The sequence below is a fragment of the Bradyrhizobium sp. CCBAU 25360 genome, from assembly GCF_028128695.1.
GTDB lineage: Bacteria > Pseudomonadota > Alphaproteobacteria > Rhizobiales > Xanthobacteraceae > Bradyrhizobium > Bradyrhizobium ottawaense.
Genome location: NZ_LBJA01000030.1, coordinates 132,046 through 150,193 on the forward strand (window position 1 = coordinate 132,046; position 18,148 = coordinate 150,193).

Sequence of the window (18,148 nt, forward strand, 5' to 3'; positions counted from 1 at the left end):
TCTCCGTCACGCCGCTTCCAGCAGGCGGTCCTTGCTGACCGGCTCGTTCTTGAATTCCCGCACCAGTGCGCCGCGCTTGAGCACGAGAATGCGGTCGGCCAGCGACAGCACCGTTTCAGGCTCGGTCGACAGCACGATGATCGCAAGCCCCTTGGCGCGGAGGTCGCGGACGATGTTGATGACGTCGTTCTTGGCGCCGACATCCATGCCGCGGGTCGGCTCGCACAGCACCAGCAGCTTGGGCGGGTAGGTCAGCCATTTTGCCAGCGCCACCTTCTGCTGGTTGCCGCCGGAGAGCATGCCGAGGTCGAGGCCGACCACCGGCGGCCGGATCTGCAACTGCTCGACCTGGCGCTGCGCGATGTCGCGCTCCTGCGCCGGCTTGAGCAGCAGCGCCGAGATGCGGTCGAGAATGCTGATCGAGATGTTCTTGTAGACCGGCTCCTGGTGAAACAGCATGTCGCGGCGGCTCTCGGGCACCAGCGCCACGCCGGCGCGCCGCGCCGCCGCCGTGCTGGCAAAGGTTTTTGGCTTACCCTCGACGAGAAGCCCGCCGCTATCAGGCTTCAGCTTGCCGAACAGGATTCTCGATAGCTCCTGCTGGCCGCAACCCATGAAGCCGTAGATGCCGAGCACCTCGCCGGCGCGCGCCTCGAAGGAGATGTCGTTCAGGCTACGGGCCAGTGACAGCTGGTCGACTTTCAGAACGACCGAGCTGTCGCTCGGCTGCGGCAGCATAAGGTCGTCGGTGTAGCTGTGCTCGAGCGCCTCGCCGCCGCGCCCGATCATGGCCTCGATCAGCGCGCCCTTGCTGGTTGCGGCGCTTGCCGTCTCGGCGACCTTCCGCCCGTTGCGGAACACGGTCACCGTGTCGGACACGCGCAGGATGTCCTCGATGAAATGCGAGATGAAGACGATGCTGGTGCCTTCTTCACGTAGCCGCCGCAGCGTCGCGAACAGCCGCTCGACCTCGGGCGGAGAGAGGGCGGAGGTCGGCTCGTCCAGGATGACGATGCGGGCGCCGGAGAACAGCACGCGCGCAATCTCGATCAGCTGCTGCAGCCCGATGGGCAAGTCACCCAGCCGGCTCATCGGATCGACGTCGATGCCGAAGCGGGCGAGCTGCTCGCCGGCCTCGCGCGCCATGCGCCGCCACTGCACGAGGCCAAGGGCGTTGGTTGGCTGGTTGCCCAGGAAGACGTTCTCGGCGACCGTGAGATCAGGCGCGACACTGAGCTCCTGATGCACCATGGCAATGCCGGCCGCATGCGCATCGCGCGCCGAGCGGAAATGTGTCTCCTTCCCGTCGATCAGGAAGCGGCCGGAGAATTCGGTGTGCACGCCGGCGATGATCTTCATCAGCGTGCTTTTTCCAGCCCCGTTCTCGCCGACGAGACCATGGATCTCGCCGGGATGGAGCGCGAAGTCGACACCACGAAGCGCTTCGACGCCGCCGAAGCTCTTCGTGATGCCCTGTAGTTCAAGGATGGGCGAACGCACCTCGAGCATGAAAGTTCAGATCAGGAAGTGATCCTGCATCCACTGCATCCCGGCGGCGTTGGCCTTGGTCACGACCGGGCCGTCGGTGACGACGTTCTTGGGGATGCCCTGGCCGCTCTTCTCGCCGCCAACTACGGCCGATACGCCCGCGATGATCGCGCCGCCATGGATGCGGCAGGACGGATTGCGGACGGTCGCGAACATGCGGCCTTCGCTCACCGCCTGGATCGCCGGCGGCATGGCATCGACGCCGCCGATCAGGATGTTGGTGCGGCCCCGCGCCTTCATGATGTTGGCAGCCGCGAGTGCCATGTCGTCATTGTGGAAGAACGCCGCATCGATCTGCGGATACTTGGTCAGATATGTTTCCCAGAGGCGCGCGGTCTTGGAGACGTCCCAGTCGGCCGGCTGGGTGTCGAGCACCTCGATGCCGGGGAATTGCTTGACCACCGAGGTGAAGCCCTTGGCTCTTCCTTGCGCGCCTGTATGGCCGAGCGCGCCCTGCGTCATGATGATCTTGCCCTTGCCGCCCATGGCATTGCACAGCGCCTGGGTCACCGAGGCGCCCATGAACTCGTTGTCGGGGGCGAGGAAGGAGTGGACGTTGATCTGGTCGAGCGGCGCGATCAGCGTGTCCATGTCGATCACGGGCGTGCCGGCGTCGATCATCTTCTGCACGGGCTGGGTGAGGGTGCCGATGCCGAAGGCCTGGATCGCGACGAAGTCCCATTTCTGCGAGGCCATGTTGTCGATCGCCGCGCGCTGCTTCACGGCGTCGAGCTGGCCGTCGAACCAGGTGACTTCGACGTTGAACAGCTTGCCCCAGAATTCGGCGGCTTGCTTTCCTTGCGCGCACCATGTGGCCTGCAGGCCCGCATTGGAGAACGCCGCCTTCAGCGGCTTCTCGCTTCGCCCGACCTCGGCGGCCAATGCGGGGTTTATGCCCATGCTGCCGAGGAGGGCAGCTCCGGCGCCGGCGGTCGCAGCCGCCTGAAGAAGATCGCGCCTCGTCGTCGAGAAATCTTTCGTCCCGGACATCGCTCGCTCCCATAAATTTTATCGTCGGCGCGTCATTGATTGCGCAACCGATGTCGAAAGTGTCTCACAAGAGTTGATGCCACTCAATCTGCAATCACACGCGCCATCGCAGTACGCCGCGTGGTGCAGCGCAAAGCGTCAGGCGGTCGATCCGGCGAGTGCGTCGATGTCGACGAGCAATTTGTCCCAGGCTTGCGCAATCTCGATCGACCATTCATCGCCGAGCAGATCGCGCAGCGTATCCCTGATGATGGTGAAGAAGGCGGTGAACAGCTGGCGCGACGTGCCATAGGCGTCGTGCGAGGCAAGTTCGCAGGCAATCAGACGGAAATGCCCATGACGCATCCCGGCAAAATCGAGAATCGCCTCGATCGTCAGCGCGAGCATCGATCCCTTCACGAGGTCGCCGCCCTTCGAGCGGAACATCGCCTGCGTTTCGGGATGCTCGTCGAACAGGCGCTTGTAGACGAGGGGCGTGAGATCCGCGCAGCGCGAGGCGGCGAGTTCAAAGCTGAGTTCGACTGGATTGGAGGGCATATTCATCGGCGAAAGTGCCATGCAGACAAAAAAAGAGCGGGGCCCTGGCCCCGCTCAAAAATTGTGTCGACCCTATTATCCCCGATTCTAAGATTTGCTCTTGATTGACGGGGCGACGCTGCGTTTTGCGCGCCAGGGGCTCCTCCCGAGACTTGGACCACCAGACTTCGACCTCACGGCCAGCCTGAGCAAGGGTGATGCTAGATCAACTTTTCTCACTTGTCATCATTTTCGGCAACGAATGTTCAAAATTCGAGCAATAGACGAAATGATCGGGCTTTTGGCCCCGCAAGTATATGACAAATATAAGAAATCTGTGGATGCCGGGCCGTTTGATTTGGCTCAAATACCCCCGCTCGGTGCCGTGCTGGGGTACCACGGTCACAGTTTTCGCCAATTTGCGCTGGGCCAAGAAGGCGGCGGAACTGATCTCGACTTGGGCCCGGCGCGGTGTTTAGTTAGCGGACGAACGAACGGTTCGGCAGATGCGCGCGCGGTTACAGAAATTCCTACCCCTGGTCCTGCTCGCCCTGGCGATGCAGGTGCTGGCGCCGATTGCCGCCTGTTGGGCGACGGGCCAAGCCATCGCCGATCCGCTGTCTGCCGCCGTCATCTGCCACAGTGCGAGCGATCAGGGTGGCCTCGACGATCGGACGGGCACCCCGACCGCGCATGCCGGCGCGTGCGCGCTGTGCTGCCTCGCCCAGGCGGGCGCGTCGCTCGATTCGCCGACGCACGCGGCACTCTCGATTCCCTTCCGCCATGCCGCGCGCGTGGTGTGGCAGCCGGCGGATGCGTCCGCCATCGCCGCTCCCAGGGGTTCGAGCGCTCAGGCCCGCGCCCCACCTCAATTTTCCTGACGTAGCGACAAACCGAACCGTTGGCGCGCGCCGTTGCCGCCGATGGCGTGCTCAATGGACCGGCCGAGGCGCCGGATGTCAGGAATTCAAGAGATGTTACGCATTCGTGCGATCGGAAGTGCGGGCTTGCCCGTGCTTTTCGGGCTGGTGTCCCCGATCGGTTCAGACGCGCTCGCCCAGGCTGCGTCGGAAGCGATTCCCGCAGTGACGGTCGAGGCGCCTAAGACGTCCCGTCCCAAACCAATCACCCGGCCAGCGCGGCTGCGTTCCGCTTCGGCGGCGCGCGCAGCGAGGCCGGTCGCGCCGATCGGGACCGATGGCGCCCAGGGGCAGAACAACACGATGTCCGCCGGCGCAGTGCGAGCCGGTCTCAATCAGGCGCCGGCCGGCCAGACCGCGACGACCATCGATCGCAGCCAGTTCGACAACCGGCCCTCGTTTTCGGTCAGCGACGTCTTGCGGGACAGTCCGGGCATTTCGATCAAGCAGGGTAATGGCCCGCGCGATTTCGGCATCTCGATTCGCGGGTCCAACGCCCGGAACGGTTTCGGCATCCGCAATCTCGTGATCTTCGACGACGGTTTCCCCGTCACGCAGCCGGACGGCCTGTCGCGCAGCGACCTGATCGACCCCCACGCCTATGGCGCGATCGACGTGATCCGCGGCCCCTCGTCGGCGCTCTACGGCAATTACGCGACCGGTGGCGCGCTCAATTTTCGAACGCGGCCGGGCGGCACGATCGACGGTGTCGAATACGGCGTCGACGGCGGCAGTTATGGCTACCTCAACAATTACCTGGCGGCCGGCAAGAAGGTCGGGAATTTCGAGGGCTCGCTGTTCGCGAGCGACACGCGAGGCGACGGCTATATCGGCAATAGCTGGTTCAACACGCAGACCGTCAACTTCCTCGGCACGCTCAAGGCGACGCCGGACGACCGTTTCACGGTCAAGATCATCAACAACGATCTCAGCGCGCGGCTGCCGCTTCGCTCCACGCTGAACCAATACTATCAAAATCCCTTCCAGCAGGGTTGTGCGACCGGTGCCACGGCCGCGCCCGGATGCGGTACGGTCAGGCTGTTCAACAATGGCTTCAACGCGACCGCCGGAACCGATACGGAGACGGCCGTGCAGGCCGGGCTCGGCCGCAACGACCGCCGCACCATCGTCGGGGGCCGGTGGGAGCACGATTTCGACAACAACACGACGTGGCGCAACCAGTTCGTGTTCGACGACCGGAACATCAGTCAGCCAACTGGCTCAACCAGCTCGATCGGCGACTTCCCGTCGTACAACTACATGAGTGATTTCACCAAGCGCGGAGAGATTCTCGGCCTGGAGTCCACCGCATTCTTCGGCGCCTTCTACAATACCCTGACGGCGTCGAGCGACACGCGAAACGTGATGCCGGGAGGCAACGCAACACTCGGCAGGCTGTCGAGCAATCTCTACAGCGAGACGACCAACTACGGTGTTCGTGCCAGGGAAGAGCTCAAGCTTACATCGTCGCTAACGGCCGTTGCAGGCATCGGTTGGGAGACGACCTTGCTCAAGGGCACCAATACGGCCTATTCGTACGCTGGTCCAACCGGCATCACCACGACAACGCCGACGACAGCGGACCGGCAGTTTCAAAACACTGCACCAGAGTTGGCGCTACTCTACAATCTCAATAACGAATGGCTGTTCCGGGCACGCGTTGCCACGGGGTATGGCACTCCGCAGGTCTCGAATCTCTTCGTCGCTCAGACCGGACTATCGGGCAACAATACGCAGCTCCAAGCCCAGAAGAATCTTGGCTACGATCTCGGTTTCGATTGGACGCCGAACAGCGCGCTCAAGCTCAGCGCGACTGGCTTTTACGAGTTCTTCCGGAACGAGATCGTCAACCAGGCGACATCGGTCGCGGGTGTAAACTATTCGTTCAACGCGCCGCGCTCCGAACATCGCGGCATCGAGCTTGCAGCCGATTGGAAATTCTATCCGGGCTGGCGGTTCATGGCGGCGTACACCTATCTCGACGAGGTCTACACCGAATATGTCGAGAACATCACCAATGGCGCCGTGTTCAGCTTCAACCGTGCCGGCAACAAAATTCCCGGTATCTCGCCCAACGAGCTGACGGCTCGAATTGGCTACGACGAGTTCGCCGGGCCGCTGGCAGGCCTCGGGGGCTTCGTCGAGGTCCAGTGGAAGGACTCTTTCTACATGGACAACGCGAATCTGCTGAAGGCGCCGGGCTATGAGCTGGTCAATGTAAACGTCCATTACAAGACCGACTTGGTGTCCGACACCTTCAAGTCACTCAATCTGTTTCTTGAGGTCAGGAACGTGTTCGATCGCACCTATGTTGCGTCGGCAAACAACATCGCAAACACTGTGACGGCGGCCGGCCTGCAAATTCCAGGGAGCACGCTCGCAAGCACGGCGCCCGGATCGATCTATGCGGGCTCGCCACGCCTGTTCGTTGCAGGTATGAAGGTGGCCTTCAAATGATCCGGGCTCTCGAAGGGAATAGGGCCATGATCCGAACTGGCTTGCTCGCGATAGCCGCTCTCGCCTGCCTGCAAGGTGCGGCGCTGGGGCAGATGCACGGCAAGCACGCGTCCGAAGCCGCGTGCGAGGAGCCGACGCTGCGCTGTGCGACCAAGGCGACGCCCGCCTTCGGTCCGGACGGCGCGCTGTGGCTGGTCTGGATGGCGGGAGGGCAGGTCTCGGTCGCAAGTTCGCAGGATGCGGGCCGAAGTTTCTCGACGCCCACGCAGGTCACGACGACGCGGCTGAACCTCGATTGGGGGCCGGATGCGCGGCCGAAGATCGTGGTCGACCGCAAGGGGGGCATTGCGCTCGCGTTCTCGACCTTCAGGGACGAGGCCTTCAACGGTCAGGTGCTCACCACGCGCTCGGCCGACGGCGGCAGGAGCTTTGCCGAGCTGAAGCCGATCACCGCCAGCAACGAGAGCCAACGTTTCGAGGCGCTGGCGCTCGATCAGGATGGAACAGTATTTGCGGCGTGGCTGGACAAGCGCAATCGCATTTTTGCGAAGGAAGCGGGACAGAAGTACGAGGGAGCCGGGCTGTTCTTCACTTCGTCCAGCGACGGCGGCACCACCTACGCAGAAGCGAAGCTGGCGCGCGAGGGCACCTGCGAATGCTGCCGGTTGGGGCTGGCATTCGCTGCGTCCGGGCGGCCGGTCGTGATCTTCAGGAACATATTTGAGGGCGGCGTGCGCGACCACGCGGTGATGACCTTCACGGACGTCGCGACGCCAGGCGAAGTCCGTCGGGTCAGCAACGACGACTGGCAGATCAATGCCTGCCCACATCATGGGCCGAGCCTCACCGTTGCCCCGAACGGAACCTATCACGTCGCCTGGTACACCAACGGGAAGGCGCGGAAGGGATTGTTCTACGCCCACTCGCGCGACGAAGGCCGCACGTTCTCTTCGCCGATGGCGTTGGGGCGGCCGGATCGTAATCCGACGCACCCCTTCGTGCTCGCGGGCGCGGCGGGAACGGTGATGGTCTGGAAGGAGTTCGACGGTGAAAAGACCTCGGTCCAGATGACGGTCTCCCGCGACGATGGCGAGACGTGGTCGGCGCCGAAGGCGATATCGAGCACGACCGACACGTCCGATCACCCTTTGCTGGTCTCCAACGGCAAGCAGACCTACCTGTCGTGGATGACGAAGGCGGACGGCTATCGGCTCACGGCAATCGAGGACCAACCATGAGATTTCGATTTGCAGGCATTGCCAGCCTTGTTGTTCTGATCGCATCGGCGGCGGCGCTCGGCGCATCTCCGGCTCTGAAGCCATTCGAACGCGGCACGTGGCAAGGCGTCCTGAGGGGGCACGCCGGCCGCCCCGTGCTCGTGCATTTCTGGGGTGTGACCTGCGGGCCTTGTAAGGTCGAGCTGCCGCTGCTCGGGCGGTTTGCAAAGGAGCATCCGGAGATCGACGTCGTCACGGTCAGCGCCGATCTCGTGCCGAACCTGCCGGCCGCCACGCAATCGATGCTCGACAAGGCGGGTCTGGCGTCGACCGAAAATTTCATCTTCAACGACGGCTTTGTCGAGCGCTTGCGGTTCGAGATCGATCCGGCCTGGCAGGGCGACATCCCCAGGACCATGCTCATCTCCCCGGAAGGAACCATCACGACGATCGAAGGCTCGGCCGAAATTGCCGATCTCGAAAAGTGGTCGGCGCAACAACTCTCCAAACACTGAAGTTAAAGACTGCAAAGGGAATACCGATATGAAGACAAGCTCGAAAAACGTGCTGCTCGCTGCGTTCGCTCTCACGATCTCCGCAGCACCGGCGGTCGCCGACGACGTCAAGGCCGGCGATCTCGTCGTTTCGCAGGCCTGGAGCCGGGCGACGCCGGGCGGCGCCAAGGTCGCCGGCGGCTATCTGACCATCGAGAACAAGGGCACTGCGGCCGACAGACTGGTCAGCGTGTCCGCCGATATCGCGGGCAAGGCCGAGATCCACGAGATGGCGATGGACAACGGCGTGATGAAGATGCGCCCGCTCGACAAGGGGCTCGCCATCGATGCCGGCAAGACGGTGAAGCTCGCGCCCGGCGGCAATCACTTGATGCTCCAGGAGCTGAAGGGCGCGTTCAAGCAGGGCGACAAGGTGCCGGTGACGCTGCAATTCGAGAAGGCCGGCAAGGTCGCCGTGTCCCTAGACGTCCAGGGCGTCGGCGCGCAGGCGCCTGGCGATGCCGGGCATTCAGGTCATATGGACATGAAGAAAATGCCGGATCACTCGGGAATGAAGATGAAATGAAACGGATCTGGACTCTCGGGAGGCCGAACATGTCGAAGCAATCCTGCCTGATCCTGATTGCCGCGCTAGCCGCCTCGCCGGCGGCGGCGCACGTGTCGATCGAGACCAAGCAAGCCACGGTCGGTACGTCCTACAAGGCCGTCTTCACCGTGCCGCATGGCTGCGCGGGCTCGCCGACGGTGAAGATCCGGGTGCAGATTCCGGAAGGGGTGATCGCGGTGAAGCCGATGCCGAAGGCCGGCTGGAATGTCGATGTCGTCGACGGCAAATATGCCGGGGAATACGACTATCACGGCAACAAGCTCTCCTCCGGCGTCAAGGAGGTCGCGTGGTCCGGCGGCAAGCTGCCGGACAAGAACTATGACGAGTTCGTCCTCAGCACGTTCCTGACCGACAGCCTGAAGCCGAACACGGTTCTGTACTTCCCTGTCGTTCAGGAATGCGAGGCCGGCGTCAGCCGCTGGATCGAAATTCCGGCGGCGGGGGCAGGGCATTCACATGAGGGCAAGTCCGAGGGCAAGTCCGAGGGCAAGTCGCCGGCGCCGGGCGTGAAACTGTTGCCAAAATCCTGATGCGCCTCTTCGCCGCGCTTGCGACGCTGCTCCTCGTTGCCGGCTTCGCAAGCGGTGCGTCGGCGCATGCGGCGCTGGTCTCGGTTGAGCCGGCGAGCGGCAGCATGCTCAAGGCCGCGCCCAAGGCGGTGGAACTGCGCTTTAACGAGGCGGTGACGCCGGGCGCGATCCGGCTGATCGATGGCGCGGGCAGGGCGCGGAATGATGCGCGCGTCAGCGCATCGGGCGAGACGATTTCGGTCGTGATGCCGGTGGATCTGCCTGAGGGCACCGCGGTCGTCAGCTATCGCGTGATCTCGCAGGACGGCCATCCTGTCACCGGATCGGTGATCTTCTCGATTGGCATGCCGACCGCGACGAAGCCTGCCGCCGCTGAGGATAGCGGGTTGAACGCGCTGATCTGGCTGGCGCGCGTCGGCCTGTACGTTGGGCTGTTCATTGGCGTCGGCGGCGTGTTCTTCGCGCGCTGGGTTGCGTGGTCGATGACCGGCATGGCCGTGCCGCGCATGGCGCTCGCCATCGGCATCCCAAGCGCGGTGGCGTCCGTCGGCGCGTTGGGCCTCGATCTCCTCGGGCTGCCACTGGCAGCCCTTGCGACCGCCGCTCCCTGGAAAGTCGCGCTCGCGACCAGTGCCGGCCCTGCGCTGCTGGTTGCTCTGCTTGCGATGCTACTCGCGTTGATGGCGCTGCGCAGTGCGTGGTACGCGCGTGCTCTTGCGATCATGGCGTTGGTCGGCGTCGGTCTGTCGCTCGCCATGACCGGGCACGCCGCAACGGCACCGCCGGAGGCGTTGACCCGGCCTGCAATCTTTCTCCACGGCCTCGGTGTCACCATTTGGATCGGTGCTCTCGCGCCGCTCGTGGTGCTGGTGTCGAAGCCGACGATTGCGACGCTCGCGATTGTGAACCGCTTTTCCCGCATTGCTGCGCTCGCGGTCGGCGTGTTGGCCTTGACCGGCCTCGCACTCGCGATCGTGCAGCTCGAAAAGCCTGAAGCGCTGGTCGGGACCCGCTACGGGCTAATCCTCTCGGTCAAGCTAGTTCTGGTCACGGGATTGCTGGCGCTGGCCGCGCTCAATCGGTTCCGGCTGACTCCGGCTCTGGCCCGGAACGAGACAGGGACGCCCGCGCTTAAGCGCTCGATCGTGCTGGAAGGTACGATTGCTCTTGCCATCCTGGCCGTGGTCGCCGGCTGGCGCTTCACGCCGCCGCCGCGGACGATCGTGCCGGAGACACCCTTGGCGATCCACATCCATAGCGACAAGGCGATGTTCCAGGTCCTGGTCTCGCCAGGCAAGGCGGGGGCCAATGATGTCGTGCTCCAGCTCATGACCGGCGAGGGGACGCCGCTGGCGTCCAAGGAGGCGACGTTGACCCTGAGCCTGCCCGAGCGCGGCATCGAGCCGATGGAGCGAAGGGCCTCGCTCGGGCCCGACGGCTATTGGCATGTGCGCAAGGTCGAACTGCCGTTTGCCGGCCGCTGGCACGTGCGGATCGACGCGCTGGTGACCGACTTCGAGCAGATCACGCTCGAAGATGAACTCGACGTCACGCCGCCGTGAGACGCAGCTTGGGCCGAACCTGAAGTCCGACGGAAAAATGACAGGAATTCCGTTGCGTTAGCGGCTTTTCCTCATTCCCGGTCTTGTGTTTTCGCTCTCAATCCGGTTTCACTGCAACCCATCACTGATTCCCAGAGTATTACCATGCGGTTGTCGCGGTTCTTTCTGCCCATCCTGAAGGAAAATCCGAAAGAGGCGGAGATCGTCTCGCATCGGCTGATGCTGCGCGCCGGCATGATCCGGCAGGAGGCCGCCGGTATCTATGCCTGGCTGCCGCTTGGCTTCCGCGTGTTGAAGAAGATCGAGCAGATCGTGCGCGAGGAGCAGGACCGGTCGGGCGCGCTGGAGCTGTTGATGCCGACGCTCCAACTTGCCGACCTCTGGCGCGAGAGCGGCCGCTATGACGCCTATGGTCCGGAGATGCTCCGCATCGCCGACCGCCACAAGCGCGAGCTGCTGTACGGGCCGACCAACGAGGAAATGATCACCGAGATCTTCCGCGCCTATGTGAAGTCCTACAAGAACCTGCCGCTGAATCTCTATCATATTCAATGGAAATTCCGCGACGAGCAACGTCCGCGTTTCGGCGTGATGCGCGGCCGCGAGTTCCTGATGAAGGACGCCTATTCGTTCGACCTCAACGAAGCCGCCGCGCGCGTCGCCTACAACAAGATGTTCGTGGCGTATTTGCGCACCTTTGCGCGGATGGGGCTGAAGGCGATCCCGATGCGCGCGGAGACCGGCCCGATCGGCGGCGATCTCAGCCACGAGTTCATCGTGCTGGCCGAGACCGGTGAATCCGGCGTTTTCATCAATCGCGACGTGCTCGACCTGCCGGTGCCGGGCGAGGACGTCGACTACGACAGCGACCTGACGCCGATCATCAAGCAATGGACCTCGGTCTACGCCGCCACGGAGGACGTCCACGACGCCGCGCGGTTCGAGCAGGAAGTGCCGGCGGACAAGCGGGTGAACACCCGCGGCATCGAGGTTGGGCAGATCTTCTATTTCGGCACCAAATATTCCGACGCGATGAAGGCCCTGGTGGCGGGCCCCGACGGCGTCGACGTGCCGATCCATGGCGGTTCCTATGGCGTCGGCGTCTCGCGCCTGCTCGGCGCGATCATCGAAGCCTGCCATGACGATGCCGGCATCAAATGGCCGGAGGCCGTCGCGCCGTTCCGCGTGTCTATCCTCAATCTCAAGCAGGGTGATGCGGCGGTCGATGCGGCCTGCGAGAAGCTTTATGCCGAGCTCACGGCCAAGGGCGTCGACGTGCTCTATGACGACACCGACCAGCGCGCCGGAGCCAAATTCGCCGCCGCCGACCTGATCGGTATCCCCTGGCAGATCATGATCGGGCCGAAGGGGCTCGCCGACGGCAAGGTCGAGATCAAGCGGCGCAGTGACGGCTCCCGCGAGACTATGTCGCCAGCGGACGCGGTCGCAAGACTTGTGGGCTGATAAGCCTGGTCGGCTGAATATTGTTCATCGCGATATCGCGGCCGCCAATCCGGCCACAATTGACCCCGAATCATGGGATTATCGAGCGATGGATGAGACCATGACCGAGACCGTGCAAACCGCGCCTTTTGCGCCATTCGAGTGGATGCTGTCGGCGCGCTATTTGCGGGCGCGCCGCAAGGAGGGATTCATCTCGGTCATCGCCGGGTTCTCCTTCCTCGGCATCATGCTGGGTGTGGCGACGCTGATCATCGTCATGGCCGTGATGAACGGCTTCCGCAAAGAGCTGCTCGACAAGATCCTGGGGCTGAACGGGCACATCCTGGTGCAGCCGCTGGAATCGCCGCTGACCGACTGGAAAGACGTCGCCGACCGCCTCAGCCAGGTCAAAGGCATCCGGCTCGCCGCGCCCGTGGTGGACGGCCAGGCGCTGGCGTCCTCACCCTGGAACGCCTCGGGCGTGCTGGTGCGCGGCATCCGCTCCGACGACCTCAACAACCTCACCTCGATCGCCAAGAACATCAAGCAGGGCTCGCTCGAGGGCTTTGACGACGGGCAGGGTGTCGCGATCGGCCGGCGCCTCGCCGACCAGCTGTCGCTGCATGCCGGCGACAGCATCACGCTGGTGGCGCCGAAGGGCGCGGTCACGCCGATGGGCACGACACCGCGCATCAAGCCGTACAAGATCGTCGCCGTGTTCGAGATCGGCATGTCCGAATACGATCTCGGCTTCGTGTTCATGCCGCTCGCGGAAGCGCAGGCCTATTTCAATCGCAGCAACGACGTCACCTCGATCGAGGTGTTCACCACCAATCCCGATCAGATCGTCGCCTTCCGCCAGGCCGTGACGGAGGCTGCGGGCAGGCCGGTGTTCCTGGTGGATTGGCGGCAGCGCAACTCGACCTTCTTCAACGCGCTCCAGGTCGAGCGCAACGTGATGTTCCTGATCCTGACCATGATCGTGCTGGTCGCGGCGCTGAACATCGTCTCCGGCCTGATCATGCTGGTGAAGGACAAGGGCAGCGACATCGCGATCCTGCGCACGATGGGGGCCTCGCAGGGCTCGATCATGCGTATCTTCCTGATCACGGGCGCCTCGATCGGCGTGGTCGGCACGCTGGTCGGCTTCGCCGTCGGCCTCGTGATCTGCCTCAACATCGAATCCATCCGGCAATTCCTGTCCTGGCTGACCAGCACCGAGCTGTTCTCGCCAGAACTCTATTTCCTTTCGAAACTGCCCGCCGAGATCGACGTCGGCGAGACCACGGCCGTCGTCATCATGGCGCTGACGCTGTCGTTCCTGGCGACGCTGTATCCGTCGTGGCGCGCCGCGCGCCTCGATCCTGTCGAAGCGCTGCGGTACGAGTGAGGGGTTGATGGAGCAGCAGCAGGGGGCGGAAGACGTACCGGTCATTTATCTCCACGAGATAAAGCGGCAGTACTTGCAGGGCGAGGTGCCGCTGACGATCCTGGACGGCGCCAAGCTCGCGCTGTGGGCCGGGCAGTCTGTCGCGCTGGTGGCGCCGTCGGGCTCGGGCAAGTCGACGCTGCTGCATATCGCGGGGCTATTGGAAGCGCCCGATTCCGGCGAGGTCTATGTCTCGGGCGCGCCGACCTCGCAGCTGCCCGACATCGAGCGCACCCAGCTGCGCCGCACCGATATCGGCTTCGTCTACCAGTCGCACCGGCTCTTGCCGGAGTTCTCGGCGCTGGAGAATGTGATGATGCCGCAGATGATCCGCGGCCTGAAGAAGTCCGAGAGCGTCAAGCGCGCCAAGGAGATCCTCGGCTATCTCGGTCTCGGCGACCGCATCACCCATCGCCCGGCCGAGCTGTCCGGCGGCGAGCAGCAGCGCGTCGCGATCGCGCGCGCGGTGGCCAACGCGCCGCGGGTGCTGTTCGCGGACGAGCCGACCGGCAACCTCGATCCGCACACGGCGGACCACGTGTTCCAGGCCCTGATGCAGCTGGTCAAGGCGACCAAGGTTTCGATGCTGATCGCGACCCACAACATGGAGCTCGCCGGCCGCATGGACCGGCGGGTGTCGCTGTCGAACGGCCAGGTGGTCGAGCTCGAGTAGAAAATCGCGAAAACAACCCCATGCACAGTAGCCAAGTGCTTAGGCCGACTGACGAAAAAATCGGTGACGACGGGCACGCCGTCGTCTGAATTTTTCAAGGCCGGATCACCGTCATTTTGAACGGCCCGCCATTGGCGGCGGCGTGCGCCACCGCCTCGTTGGCATGGTCGAGGTTAAAGGCCGTCGTCTCGTATTCCTCCAGCCTGAGCAGACCCGCACGCACCAGCGCGATCAGACGGCTCGCGGCATCCGGCGGGTACATCCAGACGCCGTGGATGCTGATGCAGTTGCGCATGATCCAGGGGTAGGGCAGCTCGAGGCCCGCGCCGCCGGTCATGCCGACGCCGCCCATCAGCACGACGCGTCCATAGGGGCGCACAGTCATGATCGCTGCACGCACGACGTCGGTGCTCACGGAGGGCGGCATGATGTCGAACGCGCAATCGATCGGGCCGGGCGCTGCGCGCTTCATCGCCTCGCGGTCGTGATCTTCATTGCCAGTAAGCTTGACCGGTTGCACGCGGCTGCCGAAGCGTCGGACGAGGTCGGCGAGGATTTTCTCGTTGCGGCCGGGCGCGACCACGCTGGCTGCGCCCATCGCCAACGCAACCGAGACGGCGGCGCTGCCGAAATTGCCGGTAGCCCCGCTCACCAGCACGGTCTCGCCTGCTCTAAGGTTCGCAGCGAGGAAGCCGCCGTAAGGCACTAGCAGCGTGCCCAGCGCGCACCATTGCGTCGCGTCCTCGGGCGTGATCGCACCGAGCCGCTTCACGTTCTCGGTCGGCACCCTCATTTGTTCGGCAAAGGAGCCGTGGCGAAAATGCTGTTGCAGCCGCATGCCGCCGGGCCCGGCAGCGGTGAGCCCTTGCAGAGCGATATCGGGCGCAACGGTGTCGTCGCGCGAGCGCACCGTCGGGTCGCAGAACACCCAGTCGCCCACGCTGAGCTTGGTGGCATCCGGGCCGACCGCGCGCACCCGGCCGATGCCGCCGGGACCGGGGATAACAGGCAGATCGAGCGCGTAGTTGCGTGTCCCGTCAAAAACCTCGTTCATGTACGACAGGACGCGCGTGGCGACGATGTCGACAACGACTTCGCCGGTACCGAGGGTCGGCTTCGGAACGTCCTCGATCACCAGCGGCGATCCAAGGGATTTTAGTACGGCAGCTTTCATGGATGTTCACCTCAAAGTCGCGGTGAATCCCATATGCGCCGCCTTGGAGGGGCCAAGAAGGCCTGGTATTATCCTAGTATTCCAAAGACCCTCCATGCGGGAGCGACATCATGGCCGATCCGCGCCGCGTTGAGTTCGGCGACTTCCTGAGGTCTCGCCGCGAAAAGCTGTCGCCGAAGACGGTTGGTCTTCCGGTCGGCCGGCGCCGGCGCACCGCGGGGCTACGCCGCGAGGAGGTCGCGCAGCTCGCCGGCATCGGCGTCGACTGGTACATCCGCCTCGAACAGGGCCGCACCGTCAGCCCGTCGGTGACCACCGTCGATGCGCTGGCCCGCGCACTCCGCCTCAGCAAGACCGAGCATGCGCATTTGAAGGCGCTGGCGCGCGACGGCGCCAGGGGGGCGTTCACGCGCGAGACCGTGCCGCCGGCGATCCTGCGGCTGGTCGAGAGCCTGCACCAGCCGGCCTATATCACGGGGCGGCGCTGGGATGTGCTGGCCTGGAACGCGGCGGCCGAGGAGGTCTTTGCCTTCGGTCAGTTGCCCGAGCAGGATCGCAACACGCTGCTGCTGATGATGACCAACAAGCGCACGCGAAAATCCTACGGGGCGGGCTGGGCTGACGTCGCCAAGCGCATGGTCGCGATGTTTCGTGCCACCCATGACGTCTGGGCCGGCGATCCCGCCTTTGCGGAGCTGCTGACGCGCTTGCGCGAAGGCAGTCCCGAATTCGTCAAATGGTGGGGCGCGCACGAAGTGCACGGCACATTGTCGGGCCGCAAGGCCATGACCCATCCCACCAAGGGCGTCCTTCATTTCGAGCACACCAGCTTTCAGGCCAACGACGATCCCGCGCTGAAGCTGGTGATCTATACGCCGGTCGGGGGCTAACCGAGCGGCAGGCTTTCACTTCTGAAGACTGATTGTCGAGTTTGCCCGCCTTGCGCTACGGCGCGGGCGCGGCCGCAGGCGTTGCGCTGACGTTCGGCAGCGCACCACCTGCTGTCCATGGACTGTCCGTCCAGGGTGTCGGCTGCAGAGAATTCGCCGGCCAGGGTTTTGCCGGGCCCGTCGCCACTGAAGTGCACGACGTCCCGAGTTGCGTCCACACCGACGCCAAGCCGGTCGTGTCGATGTTGAAGCTTGTGACGTCAGCCCGTCCCTCTGGTTCCGGCGTGGTTTCCCGGACCTGCAGGGAGTGCGAGGCCAGCACCGCCTTGACCATGTCCGGGTCGACGGCGCCGTTCCAGACCTCGTACTTCCCGAACCGCACCGGAGGCCCTCCCGCTTGCTTGCTCATGTCGGCGCTGGCCGCGATCAGGATCGTTTTCTTGCCGGCGGCCGATGCGTCGATCTCACCCGCGAACATCAGCGGCACGCGCTTCTTGTTTTCGCAATACAGGCGCCATTCCATGGTCCGGAACGAGGCATCGTTCTCCTTCTTCACCGCGGCGATCTTGCTGATGAACGGTCGCGCTCCCTTTTCCAGCCGCCACATCGTCTCGGCCAGCGGTCGCGTGTCGATCCCGAACCGGTAGAGTTCGGGCCGCGTCAGCACGTGCAGGTTTTCGAATTTCACGGTGCTGATCAGTGCATCGAGCTCGCGGCTGATTCCCATCGCCGCAATGAACGCGGCGCGGTCGCGGTCGGCACCGGCGATCCGGCGCCGCCGCGCTTCGGCGACCACTTCCGGAGGCGGATTGCCTTGAAATCGGAGGATGAGCCTGGAGTTATGGACCGCCAGCGCGGCATCGGGCGCAACCTCGCGAGAGGTCGCTCCGAGAAACAGGTAACCGCAGGCCGAGTTGCACATCGCATGATAGGTGCTGAGTTCGGCCTCGACCTCGCCGTTCCCGTTCTTGATCTTCTGGCATGCGGCGTCGATCTGCGTGCCCGCGGCGCACGCCGTCGCGATCGTCCGGCCAACCCGGGCGATCGCCTTGCGGCTGCGCAGCAGCCGGGCGATCACATAGGACTGCTCAACGTTTCCGCCGGGCGAATGGAGGTAGATCGGGCGCTGCAGGTCCTTGACGCCGGCGAGGAAGCGGCGAATGCGGGACGCTGCGTCTTGATCGATCTGGCCCTCGATCGCGATCCAGCGGTCGCAGCCCGGCCCGCACGCGTCGGGCGCGCCTTTGGCAAGATAGATCGTCAGCCTGGAGGCAAAGCCGGGTTTCTCGGCCGGGGTCCCTTCGGCACGCAATGCGCCGGGAAGCGACAGCAAGGCCAGCAGAAGCAGGGCACGGACGAGCATGAATTGTGAGACCACGAGGTGCATCCTGATGCTGACGCTATACGACCAAGGGTGCGTCCACAACTTGCGGTGGCGCGGGCAGTCGCGTTTATTTTCTGCCGACACCTGCAGATGGCTGCGTGCGGGGACACGCAACTTTGACGCCGGCAGCGTGTCCATCGGCCCAGGCGCTCACGCTGTTGCGGCGAGGCGGTCGAGGTCGCGGCAGCATGCGCTAACTAAGCACTGACGTCGTGATTTGCTCGAGCCCGCGCATGGCACAGGCCGGGCCGGAACCTTGATGCCTTCATGAAGTTATCAGAACGCGCGGGTGC

General features: G+C 64.1%; 16 protein-coding genes. 11 read left to right on the top strand and 5 right to left on the bottom strand.

The window, feature by feature from the left end; all coding sequences use genetic code 11:
- Positions 1-6: 6 nt before the first annotated feature.
- The 3 genes from XH81_RS07905 to XH81_RS07915 form a co-directional block, all read right to left on the bottom strand.
- A complete protein-coding gene (locus XH81_RS07905) occupies positions 7-1,509 on the bottom strand; it encodes a sugar ABC transporter ATP-binding protein (RefSeq protein WP_028141483.1) in 1,503 nt (500 codons plus the stop codon).
- 6 nt (positions 1,510-1,515) lie between these two features.
- Positions 1,516-2,538, bottom strand: coding sequence for a sugar ABC transporter substrate-binding protein (locus tag XH81_RS07910; RefSeq protein WP_028141484.1), 1,023 nt, complete (start codon positions 2,536-2,538; stop codon positions 1,516-1,518).
- Between the two features lie 138 nt (positions 2,539-2,676).
- Entirely contained in the window at positions 2,677-3,081 is a 405-nt protein-coding gene (locus XH81_RS07915; RefSeq protein ID WP_028141485.1) for a globin, read from the bottom strand.
- A 479-nt stretch (positions 3,082-3,560) separates the two neighbouring features.
- On the opposite strand from XH81_RS07915, the gene XH81_RS07920 reads away from it, so the two are divergent.
- From XH81_RS07920 to XH81_RS07965, 10 genes are all read left to right on the top strand, one after another.
- Positions 3,561-3,935 carry a DUF2946 domain-containing protein gene (locus XH81_RS07920; protein WP_028141486.1) on the top strand — a complete coding sequence of 125 codons (375 nt, stop codon included), beginning with the start codon at positions 3,561-3,563 and terminating at the stop codon, positions 3,933-3,935.
- A 342-nt stretch (positions 3,936-4,277) separates the two neighbouring features.
- A complete protein-coding gene (locus XH81_RS07925) occupies positions 4,278-6,431 on the top strand; it encodes a TonB-dependent receptor family protein (RefSeq protein ID WP_097668908.1) in 2,154 nt (717 codons plus the stop codon).
- 26 nt (positions 6,432-6,457) lie between these two features.
- The gene (locus XH81_RS07930; protein WP_028141488.1) at positions 6,458-7,669 is read left to right on the top strand and encodes a sialidase family protein; all 1,212 of its coding nucleotides are present in this window, start codon (positions 6,458-6,460) and stop codon (positions 7,667-7,669) included.
- A complete protein-coding gene (locus tag XH81_RS07935; protein WP_028141489.1) occupies positions 7,666-8,163 on the top strand; it encodes a TlpA family protein disulfide reductase in 498 nt (165 codons plus the stop codon). The genes XH81_RS07930 and XH81_RS07935 overlap by 4 nt, the downstream gene beginning before the upstream one ends.
- Positions 8,164-8,191: 28 nt before the next feature.
- On the top strand, positions 8,192-8,728 hold the full coding sequence (locus XH81_RS07940) for a copper chaperone PCu(A)C (RefSeq protein ID WP_028141490.1): 537 nt from the start codon (positions 8,192-8,194) through the stop codon (positions 8,726-8,728).
- A gap of 29 nt (positions 8,729-8,757) precedes the next feature.
- Complete coding sequence (locus tag XH81_RS07945) at positions 8,758-9,300, top strand: YcnI family copper-binding membrane protein (RefSeq protein WP_271596094.1); 543 nt, start codon at positions 8,758-8,760, stop codon at positions 9,298-9,300.
- The gene (locus XH81_RS07950; protein WP_028141492.1) at positions 9,300-10,862 is read left to right on the top strand and encodes a copper resistance CopC/CopD family protein; all 1,563 of its coding nucleotides are present in this window, start codon (positions 9,300-9,302) and stop codon (positions 10,860-10,862) included. Before XH81_RS07945 ends, XH81_RS07950 begins: the two co-directional genes overlap by 1 nt.
- Positions 10,863-11,006: 144 nt before the next feature.
- Positions 11,007-12,326: a proline--tRNA ligase gene (gene proS, locus XH81_RS07955; RefSeq protein ID WP_028141493.1), complete on the top strand. Its 1,320-nt coding sequence runs from the start codon at positions 11,007-11,009 to the stop codon at positions 12,324-12,326.
- Positions 12,327-12,414: 88 nt separating this feature from the next.
- Positions 12,415-13,695: a lipoprotein-releasing ABC transporter permease subunit gene (locus XH81_RS07960; protein ID WP_028141494.1), complete on the top strand. Its 1,281-nt coding sequence runs from the start codon at positions 12,415-12,417 to the stop codon at positions 13,693-13,695.
- A gap of 7 nt (positions 13,696-13,702) precedes the next feature.
- Positions 13,703-14,407: an ABC transporter ATP-binding protein gene (locus tag XH81_RS07965; RefSeq protein WP_018320184.1), complete on the top strand. Its 705-nt coding sequence runs from the start codon at positions 13,703-13,705 to the stop codon at positions 14,405-14,407.
- 94 nt (positions 14,408-14,501) lie between these two features.
- On the opposite strand, the gene XH81_RS07970 is transcribed toward XH81_RS07965, so the two are convergent.
- Complete coding sequence (locus tag XH81_RS07970; RefSeq protein WP_028141495.1) at positions 14,502-15,581, bottom strand: zinc-binding dehydrogenase; 1,080 nt, start codon at positions 15,579-15,581, stop codon at positions 14,502-14,504.
- A gap of 110 nt (positions 15,582-15,691) precedes the next feature.
- Here XH81_RS07970 and XH81_RS07975 point away from each other — a divergent pair, with 110 nt between their 5' ends.
- Positions 15,692-16,471: a helix-turn-helix transcriptional regulator gene (locus tag XH81_RS07975; protein ID WP_028141496.1), complete on the top strand. Its 780-nt coding sequence runs from the start codon at positions 15,692-15,694 to the stop codon at positions 16,469-16,471.
- 55 nt (positions 16,472-16,526) lie between these two features.
- On the opposite strand, the gene XH81_RS07980 is transcribed toward XH81_RS07975, so the two are convergent.
- Positions 16,527-17,834, bottom strand: a complete 1,308-nt coding sequence (locus XH81_RS07980; protein WP_028141497.1) for a hypothetical protein — start codon at positions 17,832-17,834, stop codon at positions 16,527-16,529.
- Positions 17,835-18,148 lie beyond the last annotated feature (314 nt).

Coding starts and splice junctions, on each gene's coding strand:
- XH81_RS07950 (WP_028141492.1), top strand. CDS start 9,300: ATGCGCCTCTTCGCCGCGCTTGCGACGCTGCTCCTCGTTGCCGGCTTC.
- XH81_RS07980 (WP_028141497.1), bottom strand. CDS start 17,834: ATGCTCGTCCGTGCCCTGCTTCTGCTGGCCTTGCTGTCGCTTCCCGGC.
- XH81_RS07920 (WP_028141486.1), top strand. CDS start 3,561: ATGCGCGCGCGGTTACAGAAATTCCTACCCCTGGTCCTGCTCGCCCTG.
- XH81_RS07975 (WP_028141496.1), top strand. CDS start 15,692: ATGGCCGATCCGCGCCGCGTTGAGTTCGGCGACTTCCTGAGGTCTCGC.
- XH81_RS07935 (WP_028141489.1), top strand. CDS start 7,666: ATGAGATTTCGATTTGCAGGCATTGCCAGCCTTGTTGTTCTGATCGCA.
- XH81_RS07945 (WP_271596094.1), top strand. CDS start 8,758: ATGTCGAAGCAATCCTGCCTGATCCTGATTGCCGCGCTAGCCGCCTCG.
- XH81_RS07930 (WP_028141488.1), top strand. CDS start 6,458: ATGATCCGAACTGGCTTGCTCGCGATAGCCGCTCTCGCCTGCCTGCAA.
- XH81_RS07965 (WP_018320184.1), top strand. CDS start 13,703: ATGGAGCAGCAGCAGGGGGCGGAAGACGTACCGGTCATTTATCTCCAC.
- XH81_RS07910 (WP_028141484.1), bottom strand. CDS start 2,538: ATGTCCGGGACGAAAGATTTCTCGACGACGAGGCGCGATCTTCTTCAG.
- XH81_RS07925 (WP_097668908.1), top strand. CDS start 4,278: ATGTCCGCCGGCGCAGTGCGAGCCGGTCTCAATCAGGCGCCGGCCGGC.
- XH81_RS07960 (WP_028141494.1), top strand. CDS start 12,415: ATGGATGAGACCATGACCGAGACCGTGCAAACCGCGCCTTTTGCGCCA.
- proS (WP_028141493.1), top strand. CDS start 11,007: ATGCGGTTGTCGCGGTTCTTTCTGCCCATCCTGAAGGAAAATCCGAAA.
- XH81_RS07905 (WP_028141483.1), bottom strand. CDS start 1,509: ATGCTCGAGGTGCGTTCGCCCATCCTTGAACTACAGGGCATCACGAAG.
- XH81_RS07970 (WP_028141495.1), bottom strand. CDS start 15,581: ATGAAAGCTGCCGTACTAAAATCCCTTGGATCGCCGCTGGTGATCGAG.
- XH81_RS07940 (WP_028141490.1), top strand. CDS start 8,192: ATGAAGACAAGCTCGAAAAACGTGCTGCTCGCTGCGTTCGCTCTCACG.
- XH81_RS07915 (WP_028141485.1), bottom strand. CDS start 3,081: ATGAATATGCCCTCCAATCCAGTCGAACTCAGCTTTGAACTCGCCGCC.